The sequence below is a fragment of the Arenibacter sp. P308M17 genome (assembly GCF_003426735.1).
In the GTDB taxonomy this organism is placed as follows: Bacteria; Bacteroidota; Bacteroidia; order Flavobacteriales; family Flavobacteriaceae; genus Arenibacter.
Genome location: NZ_QVON01000005.1, coordinates 129,608 through 151,358, shown reverse-complemented (window position 1 = coordinate 151,358; position 21,751 = coordinate 129,608). Strand labels below are relative to the sequence as shown.

Here is a 21,751-nt window from a genome sequence, read left to right as displayed (position 1 = left end):
GCATTTTTTCCCGGGTCCAATAGAGACAGAAAAGTGAGTTGCCAATACAAATCACTTTTCTATCCGGTCGGCATGGCAGCACCTATTTAAATGGATATAATTGTAGCTATTTTTTATATTCATAGCACTGAAATTTTATTGTTCGTTCAGCTTTTTATAAATTTTATTCATCATCAATTCTTTCACTAAATCGCCAAACACTTTGTCCTCCAATATTTTTTCAAAGATTTCTTGATTTTGATCCATTCGACCAAATAGTTGGTAGGCTCAAGTACGCAATCAAGTCGTCTCAATACGGTCATGGGCAAGATTACTTTTCCATAGTCCGACTGCTTATAATCTCCTCTCAGTAGATCCGCTACCCTCCATATTAAATCGGCCTTTTCTTAAAAATTCTTCATTTTTGTTTTTAATTATACTTCCTTGTTATACTTATAAGGTCTCAATTGCCTATCGAATTTTCGTTGTCTCAAGTATTTGTAATTGCTAACAAGGGATATTCTTTCGCTTTCACCGAATTCCCTTAGGGCCATCTTGCCCATTTTTAAATACTGTCCACAAAATAAGACTTTTACAGACTTTCCTTATCAAGATTATTGGTTGTACCCAGTACTTTTCCTCGTCCAAGGCCCATTTCAAATTGGTTTTATTGGGCTATATTATATTTTAAAGCCAATTTGAATTAAGGTAACTCAAAAAACGGGCTACTTTCTTATTTTATTATCCCCTGGCCCTGTTGAATAAAAGCCGGATTGTATTTGCTCCGTTCATGAAAACCATCAAATTCGCGCATGATCGACATACGGGGGTAGCCATCAAATATATCCCCATACCCTAAAACCCTTGGGTCTCCTTGCAGCTTAAGTTCCGTATTAAGTTTCTTTCTTAGATCCTTTATTATTTCAACGTAATGAGGTTCGTCCGCAACATTGTCCACACAACCCGGATCTTTTTTAATATCATATAATTGTTCCGAGGGCCGCTTATCATAGGCCAAATTGTAGTAGGTGGGATATTCGGTCTGTTGCTCCATTAGAAAGAGTTTTGATGGGGAGTCATCCACATCATGAAATCCCGGCCATAATGATTTATATCCATTGGTCACAGTCCTGCTTTTTGAAGAAGGGGGCGCAGGGTTGCCAGCCGGCCAAAGATCGGGCTTAAAATTACGTACATAAAGGTAATCCCGGGTTCTAATGGCCCGTGCGGGGTACCCTAAATTATCAGGCCTGGCGTGGGTGTGCCTTTCACGACCTGTCAAAACAAATTCCCGATGCGTTTGGGATGGAACGTCCGGAAAGGGAATCAATAGTTTTGAAAGACTTTTACCTGTCATTTCAGGTACTTCTTCCACCTTGGCCAGTTCCAGAAAAGTAGGTGCCAGATCTATAAGTGCAACCAGGTCTTCCACTACCCTATTCCCTTTCATTTTGGCAGGCCAACATATTGCCAAAGGTACATGTGTACCGTATTCCTGTAAATTGGCCTTGGCCGAAGGAAAGGGCATTCCGTTATCGGCGGTCACCACAATAATCGTATTTTCCAGTTCTCCCTGTTCTTTCAAAAACTGGATCATTTTTCCCAAATGGGCGTCGAACCACTCTATTTCCATAGCGTAGTCCGCAATATCGGTCTTAATCAATTCGTGGTCCGGAAGAAATGCCGGTACAAACGCTTCCTCTAAAATCTTCCCGGCCTTTGCTCCCGAACCCGCTTCATAGTTTCGATGTGGTTCATGGCCTCCGTACCAAAAAAAGAAAGGTTGATCTTTTTTCTTTTGCTGAAAAAAATCCATGAAGTTTCCAAAGTAATCCGTAGTGTGAATTCCCGTGGTAGGCACGGGACCCATCTTTTTATCATTGAATTCCGGTCCGACCGGGTTTTGTAACCAACCCGCATCTTTCCAATTACCCGGGCCCCATGGTTTTCCTGTAAAACCGATTTTATAACCTACACCTGCCAGCAAATCTGTAAATACAGGATATTTTTTCGGAAAGTAGCTGGCATGGGTACCCGCTTCCTCAATCTGCCAAATATTTTTACCCGTTAGGATTGCTGCTCTTGAAGGGCTGCATTGGGGTGCCGCAACAAAGGCGTTGGTAAACAAAATACCCTCTTTGGCCACCTTATCAAAAGAGGGGGTTCTTATTCCACTGGTTCCATAGGCCGAAGCATAAGGAAAAGACTGGTCATCGGCAATGGCAAATAGGATATTTGGCTTCTTTTCCGGTTCCTGTCCAATTTCATTTTTAGATTTGCAACCTAAAAGGGCTAATAAAATAAAGCATATTGCAACTGTTAACCCTTGTTTTGTATAATTTTTCATTTTCTCCTTGTTTAAGACACTGCTCAAGTTTTATATAAAACCTTATGGGATTTTAATTATTTTCTCCCTGTTTATTGGTCTGTTCGGCACGCTGCTTTTCAAAATAGGTATTTACGGAATTATTTTTTCCCTTTGGGGTCCACAGGGCATTGTATTGTGGCAGCCTATGCCTATGCATTTGAACGACCCTACTGTTCACCGTATCTTTGGCAATATTCTGCCATTCATTGGGGTCCTGCGTATGATCGTATAACTCCTCGGTTCCATCTTCATAACGAATATACCTGAATTGATCCGAAACCACGGCATGGTTGTTTCTGCCATAGGTGGTTACCGCATAATATTCCTCCTTTATATTGGGGTTTTCAAGTAAGGGTTTTAAACTTTTACCCTCATTCTTTATATTCGGAGGCAAATTGCATAAATCCAGGAGTGTGGGGTAAATATCCAACATTTCAACGGCTTGGGTACGTACTATCCCCTTCTGCCCATTGGGAATGGAAATAATCAGCGGTGCATTGGTAGCCTCCTGCCATAATGCATGCTTGGCAAACGTTCCCTTCCCGCCCAACCGATATCCATGGTCCGACCAGAGAATTACTATGGTATTGTCCTTGTATCGGCTATTTTCGAGTGCGTTGAGCACTTCACCTATATAATAATCCACAAAGGTGACGCTGGCCAAGTAGGCCTGGACTATATTTTTCCATTCCCCGGATGCAATGGCCCATTCCGTTGTGGGCATCATGGGCATTTCATGCAGCTGTTTCGAAATAGCGGGTAAATCATAAAGATCATCATTTTTATAGGGAGGTGTTTGCACCTTGTCCACTGGATGCATCTCAAACCATTTCTGAGGCACATACCAGGGTACATGGGGCCGGACAAAGCCTGCTACAAGAAAAAATGGTTTTTCATAATCTGTTCCCAATTTTTCAACTGCCCATTGCGCAGTCCTATAATCCGGCATTTCAATATCGTTTTCAGGAAATGCCCCCCAATCGGTACTTGTTCCATTTTTATCCCATTTAAAGTTTTTTTCAGGCCTTGGCCCAAAACCTTTTTCCCTACCAGCTGCCTCATCAAAAACACCCTTGGGCGCAAAGTTGTGAAATATCTTTCCCTTGCCCATAGTATGATACCCATTGTTTTTAAAATATTCCGGAAGAAAAACTACGTCCAGGGTCGCTTCGGAGGCACTTTTTATTTCCTCGTCGTCTATCTGGCCATAGATCCCCGTGGTGGAAGGCCTCAATCCAGTCATTATAGAGGCTCTGGAAGGGCCACATATGGGAGCCTGGCAATGCGCATTGGTAAACAGCACCCCCCTAGCTGCCAATCTGTCCATATTAGGGGTTATCGCATTTGGATGACCGCCCATAGCCCCTATCCAATCGTTAAGGTCATCCACACAGATCATCAAGACGTTTGGCCTTTGTTCCCTTTTTATTTCCTTTTCTTTACAGGAAATCAAAAGACTCAAAAGCAAAACTACTAGTATTGGACGCTTCATTTTTTTCATAATTCTTACCTTACAAATTTCATTTTTAGTTTAGAAACTTTTTTGGGATTTGGCCAACCATCGGTGGGCATTTTTTAGTCGTTCATCATTACTTTTTGAATTTCAGCCGGTACTTCATCCACCTTCTCCTGAAGTACTTTCTGGCCTTCTATTATTTCCACTAATTTGGAACTGCCACTAACCTTTCCCTTGTATTTTTTTCCATCAAATTCCAATACCCCCGATGATATGAACGATGCCGTTCCCAAACGGTCACTTATTTCAATTTTCGCAGCTTTAGCTACATTCATTTCTGCTTTAATATTCCATCCGGCAATTGAATAGGTATTTGTAGTTTCGTCAAAAATCACCTCTTCACAAACGGAATCCCCTGCTTTGGGTTTCACTTGAAAAATTGCCAAATAGCGCATTTTGTCGGTCTTCTCTTTTGTAATTCCCGTGAAATGCCATTGATCTACAAAATCAATTATATTTCCTGCCTGATCCACTTTTCTATTCCAATTTTTTGCTGGAATGCTAAAAGTGTCGGTTACATTAAAATCAATATCCGTAGATGAATAAAGAGAAACCAGAGCATTTGCATACTCGTTTTCAGCTGTGATCGTTTTTTTATTCGAATCTATTTCCAATCCTTTATCATTATGCAGCAACCAGGTCCATTCTGCAGCGTGATCTGCTTCCAATTCATCGTAAATAACAATGATCGAAGGGCGTAGCATTAGATAATGTCGTCGAAATCGTTTCATTCCCAAATCAATGGATACCCCATCAGAAGCAGAATATGCATTGGATGCATCGCCAACGGCATATGAAATCTGTTTACCATGAAGAAAGCGCGGCATCCAGCCATAAGCTCCTGCATCAAAGGGTTGACCTTTGCCATCAATTAAAATTCCGTTATGTCCGCGAGTATGTTTATGCCAATCTTGGTGATGTGGATCCCCCATCTTAGGTCGGTATCCTGAATTATAAAATAGACGTTTTCCACCAAAGGCAATATTAAAATTATTTTGTTCCGCATGTTTATGGCCATTTGATCCGAATGGACTACTAGTTGCCGATAACATTAAATTATTCTCAATACTTTGTATATCTGTATGCATATAGGACACCCCTACATCGGGGAAATGTGCCGCTTGGGGAAAATTAAAATCTTCTGAAATCTTTGGGCGCGGATTTTTGTTTGCCCATTGAATTCTATACCAACGAAATTCCGACTCGGAAGAAATATCTTGGCTCAGTCCTTTGGCAACTTCTTTTGAATACCATGCCGCGTAAGGATCATTGAGCATGCGGGCAGCAGTATCCATGAATCCCGCATATTTGATGGTAGGATACCAATATTTGTCCCCATCATTGCCAAAACCATCACCAACACTGTTAGGCGGAAAGGCATATAACAACCATTTTGGATTGTTCACAAACCAATCCGACCATTGAAAATCAACACCCGTAAGGTCGCTAAAACTAGAAGACATATCATAAATGGTCAACGTATTCATTATAAAATAACCGATGCCATTAAACCAAGCACCATCGGTTTCGGCCATTTTTGGAAATTGTGCAATCCATATTTCATAAATATATTCCAACCATTTATCCGCTTCTGTAGTTTCGCCGGCCAACGCCATTGAGGTTTGAAACATTTGATGCAAAATATGTTGCCAAACATGCATGGATGAAGACCTGCTTTCCACTTTTCCTATCCACAAATTATAAAAATTAGTTGCGCGTACAGAGGATTGCCTTATCATTTTCTCCCTTACGGCCTCATCCAATACATCCCAAAAAGTATCTACGGCCAAAGCCAAACATGTCATTATTGCGGAGTCGCCAAAATTGGACAAATGGGTGATCCCGTTCGGATCCCAATCCGCAACTTCTACCATCCATTTTTTAGCCGCTCCGTAGTACTTAATGTCCCCGGTTAAAATATAGGCCTGCGATAGTGTATTAAGGGTGGAAAAAACTCGCCTTCCAAGGGTTTTGCTGGCCTGTTCCGCAATCATAGCATCTTCATATTCGTTCTTTCCCTTATGCTTTGGAAGCCCGGATTCCTCTGTTGGAGGAATTTCGCTCAAAAGATTATTGGCCAGATCCAGAATTGCCTTGGTCTCCCTGTAATCTTTTGCTCTAGCCCTCAGGCCCGCCAAATCATTTTTGTTTGCAAAAACCCTTGGATGTTCTGTAGAAATATTTTGGAGTACCTTACTTAATTTAGGGGTTGTAAATTCTTTTGTTGCTGCCGTAATCCTAAATGAATCCATCACACTCCATTCTTTTCCGCTCTCACGGTGCTGCCAGTACCAAATGCCCTTATCCAACTTTTGGTGTGGGTTAAAGATGGCAAATGGAATATTCTTTTTTTCAATAAGATTTGTTGAAAAATCCTTATTGGAAGAAAGCCGTACATCATAATCGGTCATTTTTTTTGTCGTAGGCCACTCAAAACTGGGGGAATTGAACGCTGGCTCTTCCCCGTTCGAGGGTGTAGTCCATAGCCTGTATTTTGGATAAATCATTTTGCTGGTTACTCTTATTTCACCATGCAGTTCAGTTGCCTTTTCCGAAGTCGTACATGTTAAAAAAAATATGGATATCAATCCTGTGGCAATTCCACGAACCATTGACGAAATTCGTATTCCTCTTATTGTCATAGACATTACTTATTTTATTTTTTAATATTCACCACTCCGTCCAAAGTAATGGGGAGACGCCTCATTTAGCCTCACCCGTCCCGAGCTATCAAGACCGCTGCGCTACAAGAACCAAGATACAAGACAAAATAATCCAATGCCGTACGTCGTAACCGCCTATAACGCTACACCCGAGGCCCGTCCGACCGGAAACGGGCGGGCAGAGCCCCGCCCGAACGGCCCGTTCGGTACGGGCGGGCTCGGGAAATTCTATTGATTAAATCAAGCACCATCAGTTACGGTCTTCCTTCAATTCCCAAACCCTAAAATTACGGTACCTGAAATGCGTCCATTTCATCTGTCTAAAGCCTATTTTTCCATCCTTCCAAACTGCTTGACCTTGGCCCTGGTCTATCCAGTCAATTATTTTACGCCCATCAACATACATTATGATATGCGCATTGTTCTTAATCAATTTTATCTTGTGAATGGCAGTAGAATGTATTGGGATTCCGGTTTCACCGACCTGCACTTTTTCAAAACCTTTATTTTTTCGAAGATGTGCAACCTCCCTCTCCCGGTTATCCTTACCATTGGCGTAGTATGAAATATGATAGTTATTAAAATATTCACTTTTTGTATATTGACTGAAAGTACCATCACGTTTTGGGAAGGATGGGTCAAAAATGCTTTCCCCATTATTTCCTAAAGCGGAAAAGAAGATAATTACCAATCCAGCATCCGTTTCTTGGTTCTGTAGTTCCCATTCTGCAATAAAATCTGAAGGAAAATCTACGGGGCACCACAATACGTGATGACCCTCTTCTTCTGGTGAATACATATGCATCCAACCATCCCTAAATTCCGTCATGGCCGGTCCTTCCATTACCCAATCGGTCATTTGTTTTGCCGAACCCATGGAATTTTCATAAAGTAAGTCCCCTTTTCCGATTCCCGTGTTCAGCCCTTGACATTGCACATCCACAAATACGGATAACAAGACGATCCATAGGTGAAAATTTAAAATATATCCGCTCATCTTTTTGGCATTTGTTTACCTGCCATCTCCGATTGCAGTATTTTCTTTAATCTGACAAGGGCCTCGATATAATAGTAATCCGCATATATAATGGGGATGTCGACTTCCCTATTCCTAGGTTTGTTACCTGTTGAGTGAATCAAAAATGCATCGTTCCGACTTCCGCTTAAATAGCTGGGAGAAGAAAGGGAACGGAGCATTTTTTCCGCCCATGTCCTATATAATTCCTTTTTAGCCCTCTTGTTATGCAGTTCGGATAGTTCCAAAAATGCCGACGCCACGATGCTAGCAGCTGAAGCATCCTTAGGCGTATTGGGAATAGCAGGGTCATCAAAATCCCAAAAAGGCACATAATCCTTGGAAAGTCTTTTAAGATAGGCCTTTGCCAACTTGTCGGCAATTTTTAAATATTTTCTGTTGGCGGTTTCACGATAACCCATAGCATAACCATAAATGCCCCATCCCTGACCCCGTGCCCAAACCGACTCGTCGGAAAAGCCTTGATGCGTAGCTTTCCGCAAAGCCTTCCCTGTTCTATCGTCATAAATCAAAACATGGTAAACCGTATTGTTCGGACGAACTTGGTTCTTTGCGGTTACATTGGCATGGGAAACTGCCATTTTGTAATACTTCTTATTGGTCGAGAGTTTGGAGGCCTCAAACAGCAACTCCAAATTCATCATATTATCAATAATGGTATTATGCGGGGAAAATACTTTATTGCTTACTTGTGCCGGCCAGGAGAGGATTGTACCAACGGACGGATTGTATAAATGTGACAAGGAATCTGCAGCTATAAGAAGCGTTTTCTTGTAAGCCCCATTCTTTGTCAATCGATAACCATTCCCATAACTACATTGAAATATAAAACCCAAGTCATGGCTCTTAACGGGTACCGACAAAATGGTTTCAATTTCATTAGTGAATTTTTCAGCTTCAATTTTGATCTTTTCGCTTCCGGTTCCTTCATAAACATACCACAATATTCCCGCCCAGAAACCACTTGTCCAGCCTCCTGTAGGTTTCGCCTCCCAATGTTTACTATCCGCGGGGATCGTACGTGGCGATTTGTCGTACCCCTCTAAATTCACAATAGTCCGCTCTGTCTTTACCTTACAATGGTCTATGGCCTCCTGTACCTCCTCAAGTGTCCAGCTGGCATATTCCTGTTGTTGCCCCAAAGAAGCGGATACCACCAATAATAGAACACTTGTAAATAGGCTGTATTTTATTTTTATTTTCATTTTTATTTTAATATTATTTCCAGTTTTGTCATCAACTTAGAAACTGTTTAGATAATTCCCTCCAAATCGGCAATAAACACTTGTCTTTTCCCTTTGGGTGCACCATTAAAACAAACCTTTTTATAGTTATGGCTCCAGACCGGATGGGGGTCTAATTTGTAATGGCTTCCCGTTTCCCCTTTTTTATATGCCTTGCCATTATTGCCCACATCCGTGGAAACGGAACAAATCATTTGTTCCTCGTCCGTATTAAGATCCAATAGTCGGATAGGGACCTCCCCTTTTGGGGAAGGAATCCATTTTTGTTTGGGATAGGTATCGGCCAATAAATAGGTTGAATCGGCATTGACGCTGGGGTGCCCACTACCTAAGTGCATTTCGGAAAGCACCTTAAAATCCGACCCATCGTATTTAAATTGGCAGAACAACATATCTTCATGCCCCATCCATCTAGGTATACAGTTCATAATAATATGCTCCCCATCCGGATGCCAGTTGGGATGGTTGCCCGCACCACCGAAACGGGCCTTTTGATTCCATTGCTCCCGGGTAAGGCATTGTTTCAGATTACTTCCATCCATGTTTAAGGAAAATAAGGATGCATCCCTCCCCTCATTATTGACCAGCCCCCTATAGACTTGCAGTATACGTGTGTTCTGTTTGTTGTATTTGGAGTGAAAAAGATAGGGAATGCATTTGCCGTAATAGGCCCTATCGTCTTCTGACCCTTCCACCCGTTCTAGAAACTTGTTAAACCCTACCAATAATTTTGTTTCATTGGTATCCAGATCCGTCCTCCACAAACCTTCACCGGCAATAGCCTCTGTAGTAAATGTTTCCGGCCGGCCCAATACCCTGTCCGGTACGGCATACCCATATTGATGGATGTTCATGGTTAGAAGGTTGGGACTTATTATAGATTTTTCGTCTGGGGAAATATCATATTTCGAACCGGAAAAAGCTTTGGCAACCCCTGTTTGCAAGTCGATACGGACACAGACCGGCCTACCATCGATAAGGTCGTTACAATACAGATATCTATTGGATGTTGCTCCCCATTGCACATTGGCCCCCAATTGAAATGACCAGGCCTTAGTCTCATAAACGGTTTGAATGGTCTCATTTTCAAGATCAATTACACATACTTCCGCCGTATCTCCCCAGATAGGGGCTTTACCTTGATAAGGTAATTTTGTGACGGTCAATAATTTTTGATCGGGACTCCAGGGTACAATGTCATAAAATGTATGGATATAAAAACCATCATCTGGTGTAACGCAGGTAACGGGGGCCAAAAAACGTCCTGGTCTGTACGACTTAAATTTGTACGGGTGTTTCTTTCCCTTTGAAGGGACAAAGGACCATAGGCCAGGAGCCACCATTATAGCTGAGAAGCCGGCCGAGGTTTTCCGTATGAAAGTACTTCTAGACATCATTGTTTTGAGATTTTTAATCGTTCTTAATCCGGTATAAAAATCCTTGGGCATGAATTCCAATTCCAGATCTGTATTTCTATTTCACTATTTAATTGTTGGTTTTATTCCTTATACCGATTGTCTTCTATCCTATTATTTATTGATCCGGCAAGCTCAATTGGTTTTTTCGTTGAATTTATAATGCTATTGGAGGAAATGATATTTCCCGAAGCCGGAATATTCTGTATGGCACCTGTATTCCAAAGTGCCCTATTTTTATGATCGGAATAATCCGTCCCCTTGCCTTCACCCAAAAAAATGCCATATCCACCAGCGTGGTCTATAATGTTATTTTTAACTATACAATCCGTTGTAGTGATACGGAGTGTTTTGGCATGAATTCCGGATCCCATGCCGTAACAGATAGTAATACCATTCCCAGATGGGTTTTTAATGATATTTTTTTCAATCCTATGTTTAGATCCATAGATCCGAATGGCCGGTCCATTGGAATTGCTAAATGTATTATTGACAACAGTACAATAATGCCCCCCGCGCAGTACAAATTGATTTGTGTTGATAAAGGTATTATGCTGGTACATATTATAATTGCTCTTATTGCTCACCGTCTCCGCGTCCCCTCTTATATTTTCAAAATGATTATACTCTACCAAAGTATTCAAACCCAATTCCTCAAAATCATTATGATTTCCTGTTTGGGCCACCTGAAGGGTTTCGGAACCTTCACCTCCTGCTTTTAAATTCAAATTTTTAAAAATATTATGGTGAATATGGGTGTATCTTGGAACTTGGCCTGGTGAAACCCTAATTGTAAGGGTTTGTACCCTATCATTGTTTTTAAACAAACAGTGGTCAATCTCATTATTATCCGAGGCTCCATTTAAAATAAATATCCTTCGTTCCCGACCATCTCCGGTAATATCCTGAAATTGACAATTTGTAATCCGAGCGTTACGGGTACCGTTAAGTTCCACAATCGATTTACGAAAAACGATATCCTTAAAAACAAATCCCTTGAAAATAAAATTACTTCCACTTAGCTTAAATATGGGTTTATCGGCAGTTTTCGAAGTCGAAAAAATTACGCCATCCTTTTTCTCCGGACGAATGGTGATCAAATTGCTTGGAGTTCCATGGAGTGGTGCTAAAACGGACCAATTAAAATACGTGCCATTCTTAACAATCAGGGTATCGCCCGCAGAAATTTTATGAATCGCGGACTTAAATTCATTCTCATTGGAAACGATCAAGACTTTACTTTGTGGACTAGCACAAGCAGTGATGATAAGCAGAAATAGAAAAACGACTACTAGATTTCCAGATTTTTTACCCATTGTTTCATTTTTACTCATGGCATGTACTTGCAGATCAATTGATTTTCCCTGATTTTTATGCTCCTAAAAGAAATGGTATTACAATTACATTACAAACCTTCTTACCCTTATTCGTCGTCCGATGATATCTTCAGGTCGTCCAATAAGCGATAGTATGCTCCTTCAATATTCCGTATTCCGGTTTCCGCATTTGTTTTGGTCAGGAACTTGTTTAGTGCTGTTTCCAGTTCTTTTGCTATTTCAGGATATTTTTCGATTATGTTCGTGGTTTCGCCCAAATCTTCGGCTATGTTGAAAAGCTCAACTTTGGGCGTGTTCTGATATTTCGTCTCCTGGGACCAATATTTAATCAGTTTATAATTGCCTTTCCGTACGGCAGTCCGTGGTTTGCGGTGCGACCCCTGGTGAAATATCAAATATTCGCTGTTACGTCTTACTTTTTCCACATTTTCATCTAGAAGTAGGGGAAGCATATTTCCTCCGTCAATTGCCTCTGGCATAGCAACATTACCCCCGGCGAGTTCCGTAAACGTCGGTAAAAAATCCAAGCCGGTTACCGGAGTGCTGCTGACCCTATTTGCTTTTATTCCAGGACCCACAGCTATAAAAGGAACTCTTAAACCACCTTCATAAAAGGAGTGTTTCCCGTCACGAAGGGGAGCATTTCTGTTGTGCTGTGTTGAATAATAGGCATTTACCAATTCCTTGTTTTCATCCACTACGGCAATTTGGTTTAGCGATAGGCGTCCTCCATTGTCTCCCATTAAAAAGATGTATGTGTTGTCTTCGATCCCCATCTCCTTAACAAAGTCCATAATCAGTCCCACACCGGTATCCAAATCTTTCAGCATGGCCCCAAATTCCGGATTGGTATGTAGATCTCCCGGTTTTTTATTCTTAAAATATTCATACGTTTCTTTTTGTGAAACCAAAGAAAGATGAACGGCATAGTGTGAAAGCTGAACATAAAAAGGTTTCCCTTTTGCAATACTCTCTTTCATAAAATCTTTTGCACGACCTGTTATTCCGAAAATATCCTTGGCATTTTCATCTTCCCAATGCCCACTTGGCTTACCTACCTTTTTTGCATTGGAAGGATTTTCCACCTTATTGGCTTTCATGTAATTATCGGCGGCCTTTGTATACTCTTTGATATTTAAGAACCCATTCCCAAAAATTTCACCTCCGTTATTGGAGGTCATTCCATCATCGTAATCGAAACCGGCATCCTTGGGTTCCATGGCAATGTGCCACTTGCCAAAATGAGCCGTTCTATATGTAGAATCAGCTTTTTTAATAGCCCTTGGAATAGTAAGCCAATTGGTTGTTTTCTTATACCAGTCAGCATCTTTATTGTAAATGTGCCTAGCCGCGTTCTGACCAAACATTAAACTGTTGCGCGATGGGGAACAGATGGGGTTTGGTGCATAGCCATTTGTAAACAACACCCCTGATCGGGCCAGTATATCCATGTTCGGGGTTTCATAATAGTCACTTTTAGATTCGGGAATATTGGGATCTGCCCGGTGCGAAGTATGTGTCCAACCCTGATCATCCGTTAGAATGAAAATAATATTGGGGCTTTTTTGTTTTTCTTTCTTCTCCGGGGTCAGCCCCATACAGGCACTCAATAATAACAACACACCGACTCCCAATAGGTAATTTGTCCTTCTTAATTTCATAACACTATTTATCCTGATTACGTTTGTTATATATTCCTTTGACGGGTTTCCTGGCGTTCGTTGGTACAAAGATTTTAAGCCTTTGCTTTACTTCTTGATAATTTTCATCGTGGGCAATATTTATCCACTCATTCGGATCTGTTTCATGGTCATACAACTCCTCTTCTCCATTACCATAGGAAATATATCTAAACCGGTCATCCCTAATCGAATGAAAATTGGGCGTTAAACTTGAAATAGCCGGACTGGTTCTTTTAGTTTTGGGATCGATTAATTGCGGAAGAAGGCTTTCTCCTTCCAATTCCCCAATTTGCGGCAAACCGCACAGTTCAATCAAGGTGGGATAAATATCCAGAAGACTAACGGCTTGCCCACAATTGCCCTTCGCTATATTTTTAGGGTCATAAATTATTAGGGGAACCCTGGTTACTTCTTCCCATAAGGTGGCCTTTCTCCAATGTTCCTTTTGCCCGAGCTGCCAACCATGATCGCTCCATAGCACAATAATGGTATTATCGGCATATTTACTGTTCTCCAACGCATCAAGCAACCGACCAAACTGAGCATCGGCATAACTTACCGAAGCGAGATAAGCTTGAACGGCTTCATGCCATAAATCCTTCTTTTTAATGGCTTCATGTTCATAATTCCCATCTGTATTGTGCAGGTCGTCCCCATCACCAAAATTAGAGGTAGAATACGCCACATTTTTGCCGGATAGGGGCACATCGTCCAAATCATTTTCTTTTACCAAGGGTAGCATTACCCCTTGTAGGGGATGCTGATCAAAATATTTTTTTGGCACAAACCAAGGTATATGGGGGCGGTAAATGCCACAGGCCAAAAAGAATGGTTTTTCATGGTCCCGGGCAATCCTTTCCTTGACCCAATCAACGGTTCTGCCATCGAACGTTAACGAATCTGGGGAAGAAAATGGTCCCCAGGCAATGCTTCCGCCCATTTGGGTTATATTTTCCTTTTCAGGGTTCTCGCGGTTACCTACTATACCTTCGTCCCGATGTCTGCCCACAAATTCATGCCAATCGGTTTTTCCATAATGGAACTTGTGCAAAATCTTACCTGCCCCTGCCACAAAATATCCGTTCTCCTTAAAATGCCTATTAAGGGTTCTTTTACTTTCATAAAGCTCCAATGGTGTATCCGTATTATTGTAAACCCCTGTTGTAGTAGGTCTTAACCCCGTTATTACAGAAGTCCTTGATGGGCAGCACATAGTGGCTACACTATGGGCATTGCTGAATAATACTCCTTTTGCCGCCAAACGATCAATATTGGGGGTAATGCTTTGGGGATGGCCGAACATACAGCCTTCCCAATCGTTTAAGTCATCAAAAACAACAAATAGGACATTTGGTCTTACCAATTCCTTAGGATTGGAAGAACTGCTGCCCAAAAGAAGACCTGAACAAATTGCCAGGACAAAAAGCAGTACGGTCTTTATTTTTAAAGCAACCTTGTCCCTTGTTTCCAACATGTCATCCTTACTTTTTCATTATCCTAATATCCTTATAAAAAACCTCCATATTGGGTCCTTTGTGCACTTGCAGGGCAATTATTCCCGAAGCGGATTTTTTTCCCATTTCCTTATCCACAACATCAATAGTTTTATGTCCGTTAATAAAGTGTTGCAAATGGTCTTTTTGGGCAAGGATTCTATACGTGTTCCATTGTTCGCTCTTGATATGGTTCTGAATACCTTCACTATTTGCAAATTGATCTACAGTTTTATGGCCCTTTTCATCCAAAATAACCGCTTCACCTCTTTTTGCCAAAATGCCCCTGCCCTTTTCTTCATATAATATTCCCGAATGTTGGATTCCCGATTCCATATCTGCCTGATACCCCCCTACAATGAACAAATCTTCATCCATGACTTTTGAACGGTACTGAACACCACTGTTGCCCCCAATTATTTTGTATTGAAACGTAAGTTCAAAATCTGAAAAAGGATTTTCATAGATTAAAAAGGTATTCTTTTCAATCTGATTTTCATCGGTTGTCCGCCCTACAATACAACCATCCTCTACGGACCAAATACGGGGATCTCCCCGCCAATTGTCCAGATTTTTCCCGTTGAAAAGGGAAATTTTTTCCGAACTCTTTGTTTGTGCACTGCAGGTACAAAAAGTTAGACAAATTGCTAAACAGAATAAGTTAATTTTCATAAAGTATACTTTGGAACTACTATTTCTATTCATTGTAAATTTTATGGTTTTTATCCCCTCCCGAAATTAAAAATGCCAAAAGATCACTAAGCTCTTTTTCATTTAATCGATTGATCAGACCCGGGGGCATTGGTGAAATGGGAGACTCTTCCTCTTTTAGGATATCCTTCTTTTTTATAATCGTTGTTAAATCTGGAGAAAATGCGTTGGTGCCTATTATTAGTTCACTTTTGGTTTCTTTGACTAGTTTTCCTGTTACTACCCTTCCTTCCGGCAAATGATATTCCGTAAAGCGGTACCGATCGGAAATAGTACCCGATGGATCAATGATCGCTTCTGCCATATCAGAAATGGTAAACCGGGTACCCAGCTGGGTCAATTCAGGGCCAGAATTACCCCCAACTCCCTTAACACTATGACAACCAACACAAAGTGAAGCCTTGTAAAAATTCTGCCCATTTTCATAATTCACCTTGTCCTTATTTTTGGCATATGCAGATTTCACAGTAGCAACGGTCCAGTTTTGTCCAGGACCTTTGGGTTGCTCAACGCCCTGCATTAAATTATTGGACTCCAGAATGGCCTCGGTAGCCAAAGCCTCAAAATATTGACGTTCGGCCATAGGAACATAGTCCAACGCTTTTTCTTGAATTTTCCTGATATATTGGGCATAAGATTTACCTCCCGATTTCTTTAAGGCCCTATTGTACCAATTAAAATATCTTTTTCTTAACTCGCTCGTCCAACCCCTTTGTAGTACACTAAGACTTTTAGCATAACTTATATGTTGGGCATTCGGCATATTTTGAAGCATTTCCTCCACTTCGCTCCCATACTGTTCATTTCTCCCGGAAATATCGCCGGATAAATAGTTGGCTTTTTGTTCAGCGGTAATAAGGGTATCCCGCTCCATCATTTCCAGCGTAGGTTCTATAATAGCGGGTACCTGCAAAAAGCTTAACGTTTTGCATAGTTCCTTGTTTACGATATCGCCGCTAAGGGGATAAGCGGATATCAATACATTGATCAATCGTTTTTTCACGGATTCCGGTATCTCTTCTCCGGTTCTGATCAATAGCAATTCTATGGCCCTGATAAAATCGACCTGTTGCGATTCCGGCAAGGTTGTCCACTGGATATTGAGCAATGTATCAAGTGCCCTTAATCTATCCACATCAACGCCATGACGGGCAATGGATATAGCTAGGGCGATTGTTTTTAATGGGGGTGTTTTGTTGGTAATTTCATCCTTCCAAAGCTCGTATTCCTGATTCTCCATGGCAATCCGTGCCGCAAATCTTGTAAACCGATCGGGGTGATCCAAATTCTCCAAAATAAAATCCATTTTATCAGCTGCCCTTTGCAGATGAAGGACTTCCAATTCCTTTCGCAGATCTCTTTCAGTGGCACCTTCGGTATTTTCTGGAAGGTCGCGTATTTTGGTAGCCGCTTCGCCTGTGTATGTCAGCTTGTACAATGCCGATTCCAACTTTCTACCTCCAGTGAGAAAATACATGGAACCATCATTGCCCACGACACCATTGGTCAATGGCAAGGGTACGCCCGACAAAAATTCCTTTATTTCTACGGAATAGCTACTGCCTTTTGGCGTAAGGCTTGCAAAATACATGGTACCGTAACTCCAATCAAAAAGATATAGGCCGTTTTGATAGTAGGGCGGAAACCTTAAACCTTCCCCATTCATCAATCCGGTAGGCGAACCTTGTCCCAAATTGGCTATTCCCGGAAGGTTATCGGGATATTCCGCTGGAAATTTCCCTGTCCCTTTTCGCCATCCAAACTCACTGCCACTTGTAAAATGACAAAGGCGTATGGGCCTATACCAAGGCATTCCCAAGTCCAGTTCCATATCGGAATCAAACCCAAAAAGTTCCCCGTCCTGATTGAATGCAATATCATAGGTATTCCGCATGCCTACATTGTGAACGGTCCATTCTTCACTTTTTAAATCAATTTTTGCCACCCAGCCTCCAGGAGCCATCACTTCATTGGCATGACCGCTAGGATCTGTAATAACAGGCAAAATATTGTCTTCACCCCAAACTTTCGGCACATAACTGTCCAATCCCTCAGGGATTACTATTCTATTCCCCAGCACTAGATATAAGGATTTTTTATCAGGGGACAGTTCGATACTGTGTGGGCCATGCTCCCCAAAACTACCTTTAAACACCCTTAATGTATCTACCTTGTCAAATTCCCCATTGCCGTCGGAATCCGTAATCTTATAAAATCCGCTGTGAATATGTAAATCTCGGTTGACATTGGAATTGACCAGGGCGTAGAGTACTTCTTTATGCCAAAGCAATCCTTGCGCAAGGCCTATCCCTATATCCAGTTTTTTGACCACCACGCTATCTTGTTTGTTTGCCCCACTGGGAAGTGTCACTTGATATAAATAACCAAACTGATCGGAGGTGTACAGCCTGCCATGATCATCTTTGGTTATGCTTACCCAAGAACCTTGATGATGCTCTTCGGGGCTGTATATTTTTTTTATATCGAATCCCTTGGGCAATGTAATGTTATCCATAACAATACGTTCCTTTATGGGTCCTTCGGCTTCAGATCCGCAGGAGAATAAAATAAGTAGCATGCCTGTAAGCAAGCAAAGAGTACCCCAAAAATTCCTATATCCCATGTTCCGTTCCAGTTTCAATTGAATTTTATTTAACGTGAGTTCGATATATATTTTATTAAAAATCAGATGTTTATATGACATCTGTCCGGTCGAGCGCCCGCCCGTACCGAACGGTCCGTTCGGGCGGGGATCGAGACCTCATTGTAAATACATTACAGTCAAATAACCTCTCGACTCCGCCCGCCTGAACGGCACGGGCAGGCTCGAGGGGACCTTAGCATTTATTTTAATTTACGCTAAATCAATGTGTTGATAATTTTTTTATTTCGAACTCACGTTATTTAAATTACCAGGGGCAGTGAATATCAATGTCCCCAATGTTTTGGATCAACGATTTCTAATGGCCTCCAATTCTGCCAAAAGTTCTTTTACCAATTCAGGTTCTTCATTATATAAATTGTTGGTTTCAGAAGGATCCTCTGCCAAATTGTACAACTGCCCTACGGGTTCACCTACTTTCGGATCAACCACAACAGGAATTGAAAACCCTCCGGAACCTCTTTTATCAATTAGTTTCCAATCTCCTTTTCTCAAGGCAAAGAACCCTTGGGAGGAATGGTGAACAATGGGCATGGCCTCCACCTTGTTTTCTTCATCATCCATTAAAATGGGATAGATACTCTGGCTATCCCCAGCTGTGCTATCGTTCAATTGTGTACCAATTATATCGGCACAGGTAGCCATCAGATTGGTCAGTGTGCTTGTATAATCGCTTACAGCCCCTGCTTTAACTTTCCCCGGCCAACGCACTATAAATGGAACCCTATGGCCGCCCTCATAAATATCCGCTTTCATACCACGATAAATATAAGCGGCCCTATGATTAAACCGTTCTATAAAATCAGGCTTCCAGAATGGGCCATTGTCACTCGTAAAAATCACAATTGTATTATCCGAAATCTTACTTTCATCCAAACTTTTCAGGAAACTTCCTATCTGGGCATCCACCATCTGCACAAAATCCCCATATTGCCCAGCTCCCGAGGTACCTTCAAAATCTTTTTTAGGAACCCAGGGCGAATGGGGCGCAGCCAAGGGCAAATACAAAAAAAATGGTTTTTCGCTCTTTGCATGGGAAGTAACGAACTCTTTGGCCTTCTCAATAAACTTTGGCAATACCCCATAAAAATCAAAACTTTTTGCGATACGTCCGGGCCGCCAAAATGCCCCCGTCGCATACGATCCGGTATCAAGGTCGTTGCCAGGTGTGTGATCGTTGGGCAATTCCGTCAACACATCATTTTCCAAATAGCAATAGGGTTCCATATCCAAGGAGGCAGGCAAAATATAACTATAGTCGAACCCATGGTCCAAGGGTCCATCTGTAGGTTTTTTGGTGAAGTCGACCCAATCCCCGTTCATTTGGGTAATCAAACCTAATGGGTTTATTTCCGCAGTCTTTTCGTTTATAGAATCCTTATATTCTTCTTTCAGTACCCAATCCAGCCCAAGGTGCCATTTTCCGATTACCCCGGTGGTATAACCATTTTCCTTTAACAGTGAGGCAACGGTGGTCCTCTCTTTTTCCAATAGTGCCTGTCCATAACCACGCAGCACCCCTGTGGGCAAATTGGTCCGCCAACAATATCGTCCTGTCAAAATTCCATATCGGGTAGGCGTACAAACAGAGGAAGGCGAGTGCACATCCATAAACCGCATTCCCTCCGAGGCCAATTTATCAATATTCGGAGTCCTTGTTTTGGAATCCGGATTGTTAATGGATACGTCTCCATACCCCATATCATCGGCAAGGATATAGATGATATTCGGTGGGGGCTTGGGCTGATCTTTTTTAGAACAGCCCCATAAAATCAATAACCCCAGGAATAGATAAGCTGTAGTATTTTGGATTTTCATAAGACAAAAAAATTCTATTACTTATTGAGTTTATAACTCATTTTTCCATTGCAATACGCTTTCCTTGATTTGGAACCAAAAAATTCCCTTTACTTGAGTATTTCAACCCCTAATATTTCAGAATTTGTACCATAGGAAATCACTTTTTGTAATTCAATACCATCCACAAATAGATGGTTCACCTTCATCCCCATAACATCCTTAACAATAAGTTGCCCATGGGTGGAGAGCGATGTGATACTACCACCTTCAATTTTGAGACCTTTTACATCATCAAAAACATAGGCGGGACGATAATCATGTTCCCGAGCACCCAACCTCACATTCTTCATTTCCAGGCCGGACACATGTCTCACATAAAGACCCCATGACGGCAGTTCTCCAAACATAGAGAATTCGGGGTATGAGGTAGCTTGTTCTGGAACTGAATTAAGGCGCCAGGTCGGCATATGGGCATATCCTTTATTTCCACGTCCCGGATAGGAAATGGAAACATTTTCCAAAGTAATATTTTCAACATCATGTCCGGGCAATCCAGTAATTGAGGCAGGGAATATGTTGTGAAAAAATGGGGATTCCGGACCTCTAATATTATATTTTAGGTCTGGCTTGGCGAATGGGACATGAACGTTTAAATTTTTAACAGTTATATTTTTGATGGCACCTATTTCTCCATCAACATTTCTATGTCCAAGCTTAATAAAAAGAGCATTTCCCGTAGTGCTTGCAGATACATTATTTACGACTACATTTTCTATGGTACCACCATCAACGGCCTCAAAGGCAAGTGCGGAGCGGAAGGTGTCGAAAATCGTTATGTTCTCAATCCTAATATTCCTGAAGCCACCTACGGATGCCGTACCAAATTTAATGGCACTGGCACTGGATCTAATGGTACAATTAGCGATATATATGTTGTCGTTAAAGAAACCTTTTGTATGGGATTTGAGACATATTCCGTCATCGGCAGCGTTTACGTAACTGTTCGTAATCCGCACATTTTTACAATCACTGATATCCATACCATCATTGTTCCAGTAGGCATCGCTATCCACCTGAATCCTGTCTATGACCAGATCTGTACACCTATCATAGGTCTGAACCCAACAGGCCGCATTTTTCAATGTAATACCTGAAATATCGATATGATTGCTATTCACCATTTCTATAAGTTGTGGCCGCAATACTTCGCTGGGTCGTTTTCTACGGATATTGTAATGGGTACTATCGAGTTTTCCTATATGAAAAAGACTGTCCACCTGTATTGCCAACTCCTGGCCCCGGCCATCTATAGTGCCCTCACCTGTAATGGCGATATGGCTTTGTCCATCGGCCAGAACAAGTGCTTTCCATCGGTTTATGCCCTTATAATCGTATGGATCGGTACTTCCCAGTAGAACTGCTTCTTTCTTCAAATGCAGTTCGATCCCCGTTTTAAGGACGATACTGCCCGTAAGAAATACACCTTTAGGGACAATTACCCTGCCGCCGCCACTTTTATGGGCAGCATCTATAGCGGATTGGATTGCGGCCGAAGCCAATGTTTTTCCATCATTCTTTGCGCCATAGTCCGTTATAGTATACTCTTGGGCCATAATTCCGGTGGATACCGCCAAAATCAGAAAACCAGTTATCGATTTCGTTAAAATAGTGTTGTACATAATACTGGATATAATAATTTTTTTAGTACATGACAAAAATCGTCAACAAGGTTTATCGGAAAATCCGTTTTACCCCAAACCCTAAAGGGAGCCTGATTTTCCTTGATTTCTCCCTTTAGGGTCGGGGTAAAAAATTGAGGAAAATCTTGTGAAATAAAATTTTGTC

The 21,751-nt window shown here is 41.6% G+C and carries 14 protein-coding genes; all 14 read right to left on the bottom strand.

The genetic code is table 11. The features are described 5' to 3' along the window. Nucleotides 1-185: 185 nt before the first annotated feature. Nucleotides 186-350, bottom strand: coding sequence for a type I restriction-modification system subunit M N-terminal domain-containing protein (locus tag D0S24_RS21355; RefSeq protein ID WP_251795794.1), 165 nt, complete (start codon nucleotides 348-350; stop codon nucleotides 186-188). 362 nt (nucleotides 351-712) lie between these two features. Then, nucleotides 713-2,326, bottom strand: a complete 1,614-nt coding sequence (locus D0S24_RS13370; RefSeq protein WP_117020378.1) for a sulfatase — start codon at nucleotides 2,324-2,326, stop codon at nucleotides 713-715. Between the two features lie 52 nt (nucleotides 2,327-2,378). Further along, on the bottom strand, nucleotides 2,379-3,848 hold the full coding sequence (locus tag D0S24_RS13365; protein WP_220377764.1) for a sulfatase: 1,470 nt from the start codon (nucleotides 3,846-3,848) through the stop codon (nucleotides 2,379-2,381). A 74-nt stretch (nucleotides 3,849-3,922) separates the two neighbouring features. Then, nucleotides 3,923-6,505, bottom strand: a complete 2,583-nt coding sequence (locus D0S24_RS13360; RefSeq protein WP_181938094.1) for a DUF4962 domain-containing protein — start codon at nucleotides 6,503-6,505, stop codon at nucleotides 3,923-3,925. A 271-nt stretch (nucleotides 6,506-6,776) separates the two neighbouring features. Beyond that, on the bottom strand, nucleotides 6,777-7,523 hold the full coding sequence (locus tag D0S24_RS13355) for a DUF1961 family protein (RefSeq protein ID WP_117020376.1): 747 nt from the start codon (nucleotides 7,521-7,523) through the stop codon (nucleotides 6,777-6,779). Beyond that, a complete protein-coding gene (locus D0S24_RS13350) occupies nucleotides 7,520-8,767 on the bottom strand; it encodes a glycoside hydrolase family 88 protein (RefSeq protein WP_117020375.1) in 1,248 nt (415 codons plus the stop codon). Before D0S24_RS13350 ends, D0S24_RS13355 begins: the two co-directional genes overlap by 4 nt. A 47-nt stretch (nucleotides 8,768-8,814) precedes the next feature. Next, nucleotides 8,815-10,203, bottom strand: coding sequence for a hypothetical protein (locus tag D0S24_RS13345; protein ID WP_147321456.1), 1,389 nt, complete (start codon nucleotides 10,201-10,203; stop codon nucleotides 8,815-8,817). A 101-nt stretch (nucleotides 10,204-10,304) separates the two neighbouring features. After that, a complete protein-coding gene (locus tag D0S24_RS13340) occupies nucleotides 10,305-11,537 on the bottom strand; it encodes a chondroitinase-B domain-containing protein (protein WP_181938093.1) in 1,233 nt (410 codons plus the stop codon). 107 nt (nucleotides 11,538-11,644) lie between these two features. Beyond that, nucleotides 11,645-13,219, bottom strand: a complete 1,575-nt coding sequence (locus tag D0S24_RS13335) for a sulfatase (protein ID WP_117020372.1) — start codon at nucleotides 13,217-13,219, stop codon at nucleotides 11,645-11,647. Between the two features lie 4 nt (nucleotides 13,220-13,223). After that, entirely contained in the window at nucleotides 13,224-14,714 is a 1,491-nt protein-coding gene (locus tag D0S24_RS13330; RefSeq protein ID WP_117020371.1) for a sulfatase, read from the bottom strand. A gap of 7 nt (nucleotides 14,715-14,721) precedes the next feature. Beyond that, nucleotides 14,722-15,405 carry a DUF1080 domain-containing protein gene (locus D0S24_RS13325; RefSeq protein ID WP_117020573.1) on the bottom strand — a complete coding sequence of 228 codons (684 nt, stop codon included), beginning with the start codon at nucleotides 15,403-15,405 and terminating at the stop codon, nucleotides 14,722-14,724. A gap of 25 nt (nucleotides 15,406-15,430) precedes the next feature. Further along, nucleotides 15,431-18,085 (bottom strand): c-type cytochrome, encoded by a 2,655-nt coding sequence (locus D0S24_RS13320; RefSeq protein ID WP_181938092.1) that lies wholly within the window; start codon nucleotides 18,083-18,085, stop codon nucleotides 15,431-15,433. Nucleotides 18,086-18,394: 309 nt separating this feature from the next. Next, the gene (locus tag D0S24_RS13315) at nucleotides 18,395-19,924 is read right to left on the bottom strand and encodes an arylsulfatase (protein ID WP_117020369.1); all 1,530 of its coding nucleotides are present in this window, start codon (nucleotides 19,922-19,924) and stop codon (nucleotides 18,395-18,397) included. A gap of 89 nt (nucleotides 19,925-20,013) precedes the next feature. Next, the gene (locus D0S24_RS13310; protein ID WP_117020368.1) at nucleotides 20,014-21,585 is read right to left on the bottom strand and encodes a glycoside hydrolase family 28 protein; all 1,572 of its coding nucleotides are present in this window, start codon (nucleotides 21,583-21,585) and stop codon (nucleotides 20,014-20,016) included. Nucleotides 21,586-21,751: the final 166 nt, after the last annotated feature.

Bases quoted from the DNA above. Each gene is read 5' to 3' on its own strand.
- D0S24_RS13370 (WP_117020378.1), bottom strand. From the start codon at position 2,326: ATGAAAAATTATACAAAACAAGGGTTAACAGTTGCAATATGCTTTATT.
- D0S24_RS13365 (WP_220377764.1), bottom strand. From the start codon at position 3,848: ATGAAAAAAATGAAGCGTCCAATACTAGTAGTTTTGCTTTTGAGTCTT.
- D0S24_RS13360 (WP_181938094.1), bottom strand. From the start codon at position 6,505: ATGACAATAAGAGGAATACGAATTTCGTCAATGGTTCGTGGAATTGCC.
- D0S24_RS13355 (WP_117020376.1), bottom strand. From the start codon at position 7,523: ATGAGCGGATATATTTTAAATTTTCACCTATGGATCGTCTTGTTATCC.
- D0S24_RS13350 (WP_117020375.1), bottom strand. From the start codon at position 8,767: ATGAAAATAAAAATAAAATACAGCCTATTTACAAGTGTTCTATTATTG.
- D0S24_RS13345 (WP_147321456.1), bottom strand. From the start codon at position 10,203: ATGATGTCTAGAAGTACTTTCATACGGAAAACCTCGGCCGGCTTCTCA.
- D0S24_RS13340 (WP_181938093.1), bottom strand. From the start codon at position 11,537: ATGGGTAAAAAATCTGGAAATCTAGTAGTCGTTTTTCTATTTCTGCTT.
- D0S24_RS13335 (WP_117020372.1), bottom strand. From the start codon at position 13,219: ATGAAATTAAGAAGGACAAATTACCTATTGGGAGTCGGTGTGTTGTTA.
- D0S24_RS13330 (WP_117020371.1), bottom strand. From the start codon at position 14,714: ATGTTGGAAACAAGGGACAAGGTTGCTTTAAAAATAAAGACCGTACTG.
- D0S24_RS13325 (WP_117020573.1), bottom strand. From the start codon at position 15,405: ATGAAAATTAACTTATTCTGTTTAGCAATTTGTCTAACTTTTTGTACC.
- D0S24_RS13315 (WP_117020369.1), bottom strand. From the start codon at position 19,924: ATGAAAATCCAAAATACTACAGCTTATCTATTCCTGGGGTTATTGATT.
- D0S24_RS13310 (WP_117020368.1), bottom strand. From the start codon at position 21,585: ATGTACAACACTATTTTAACGAAATCGATAACTGGTTTTCTGATTTTG.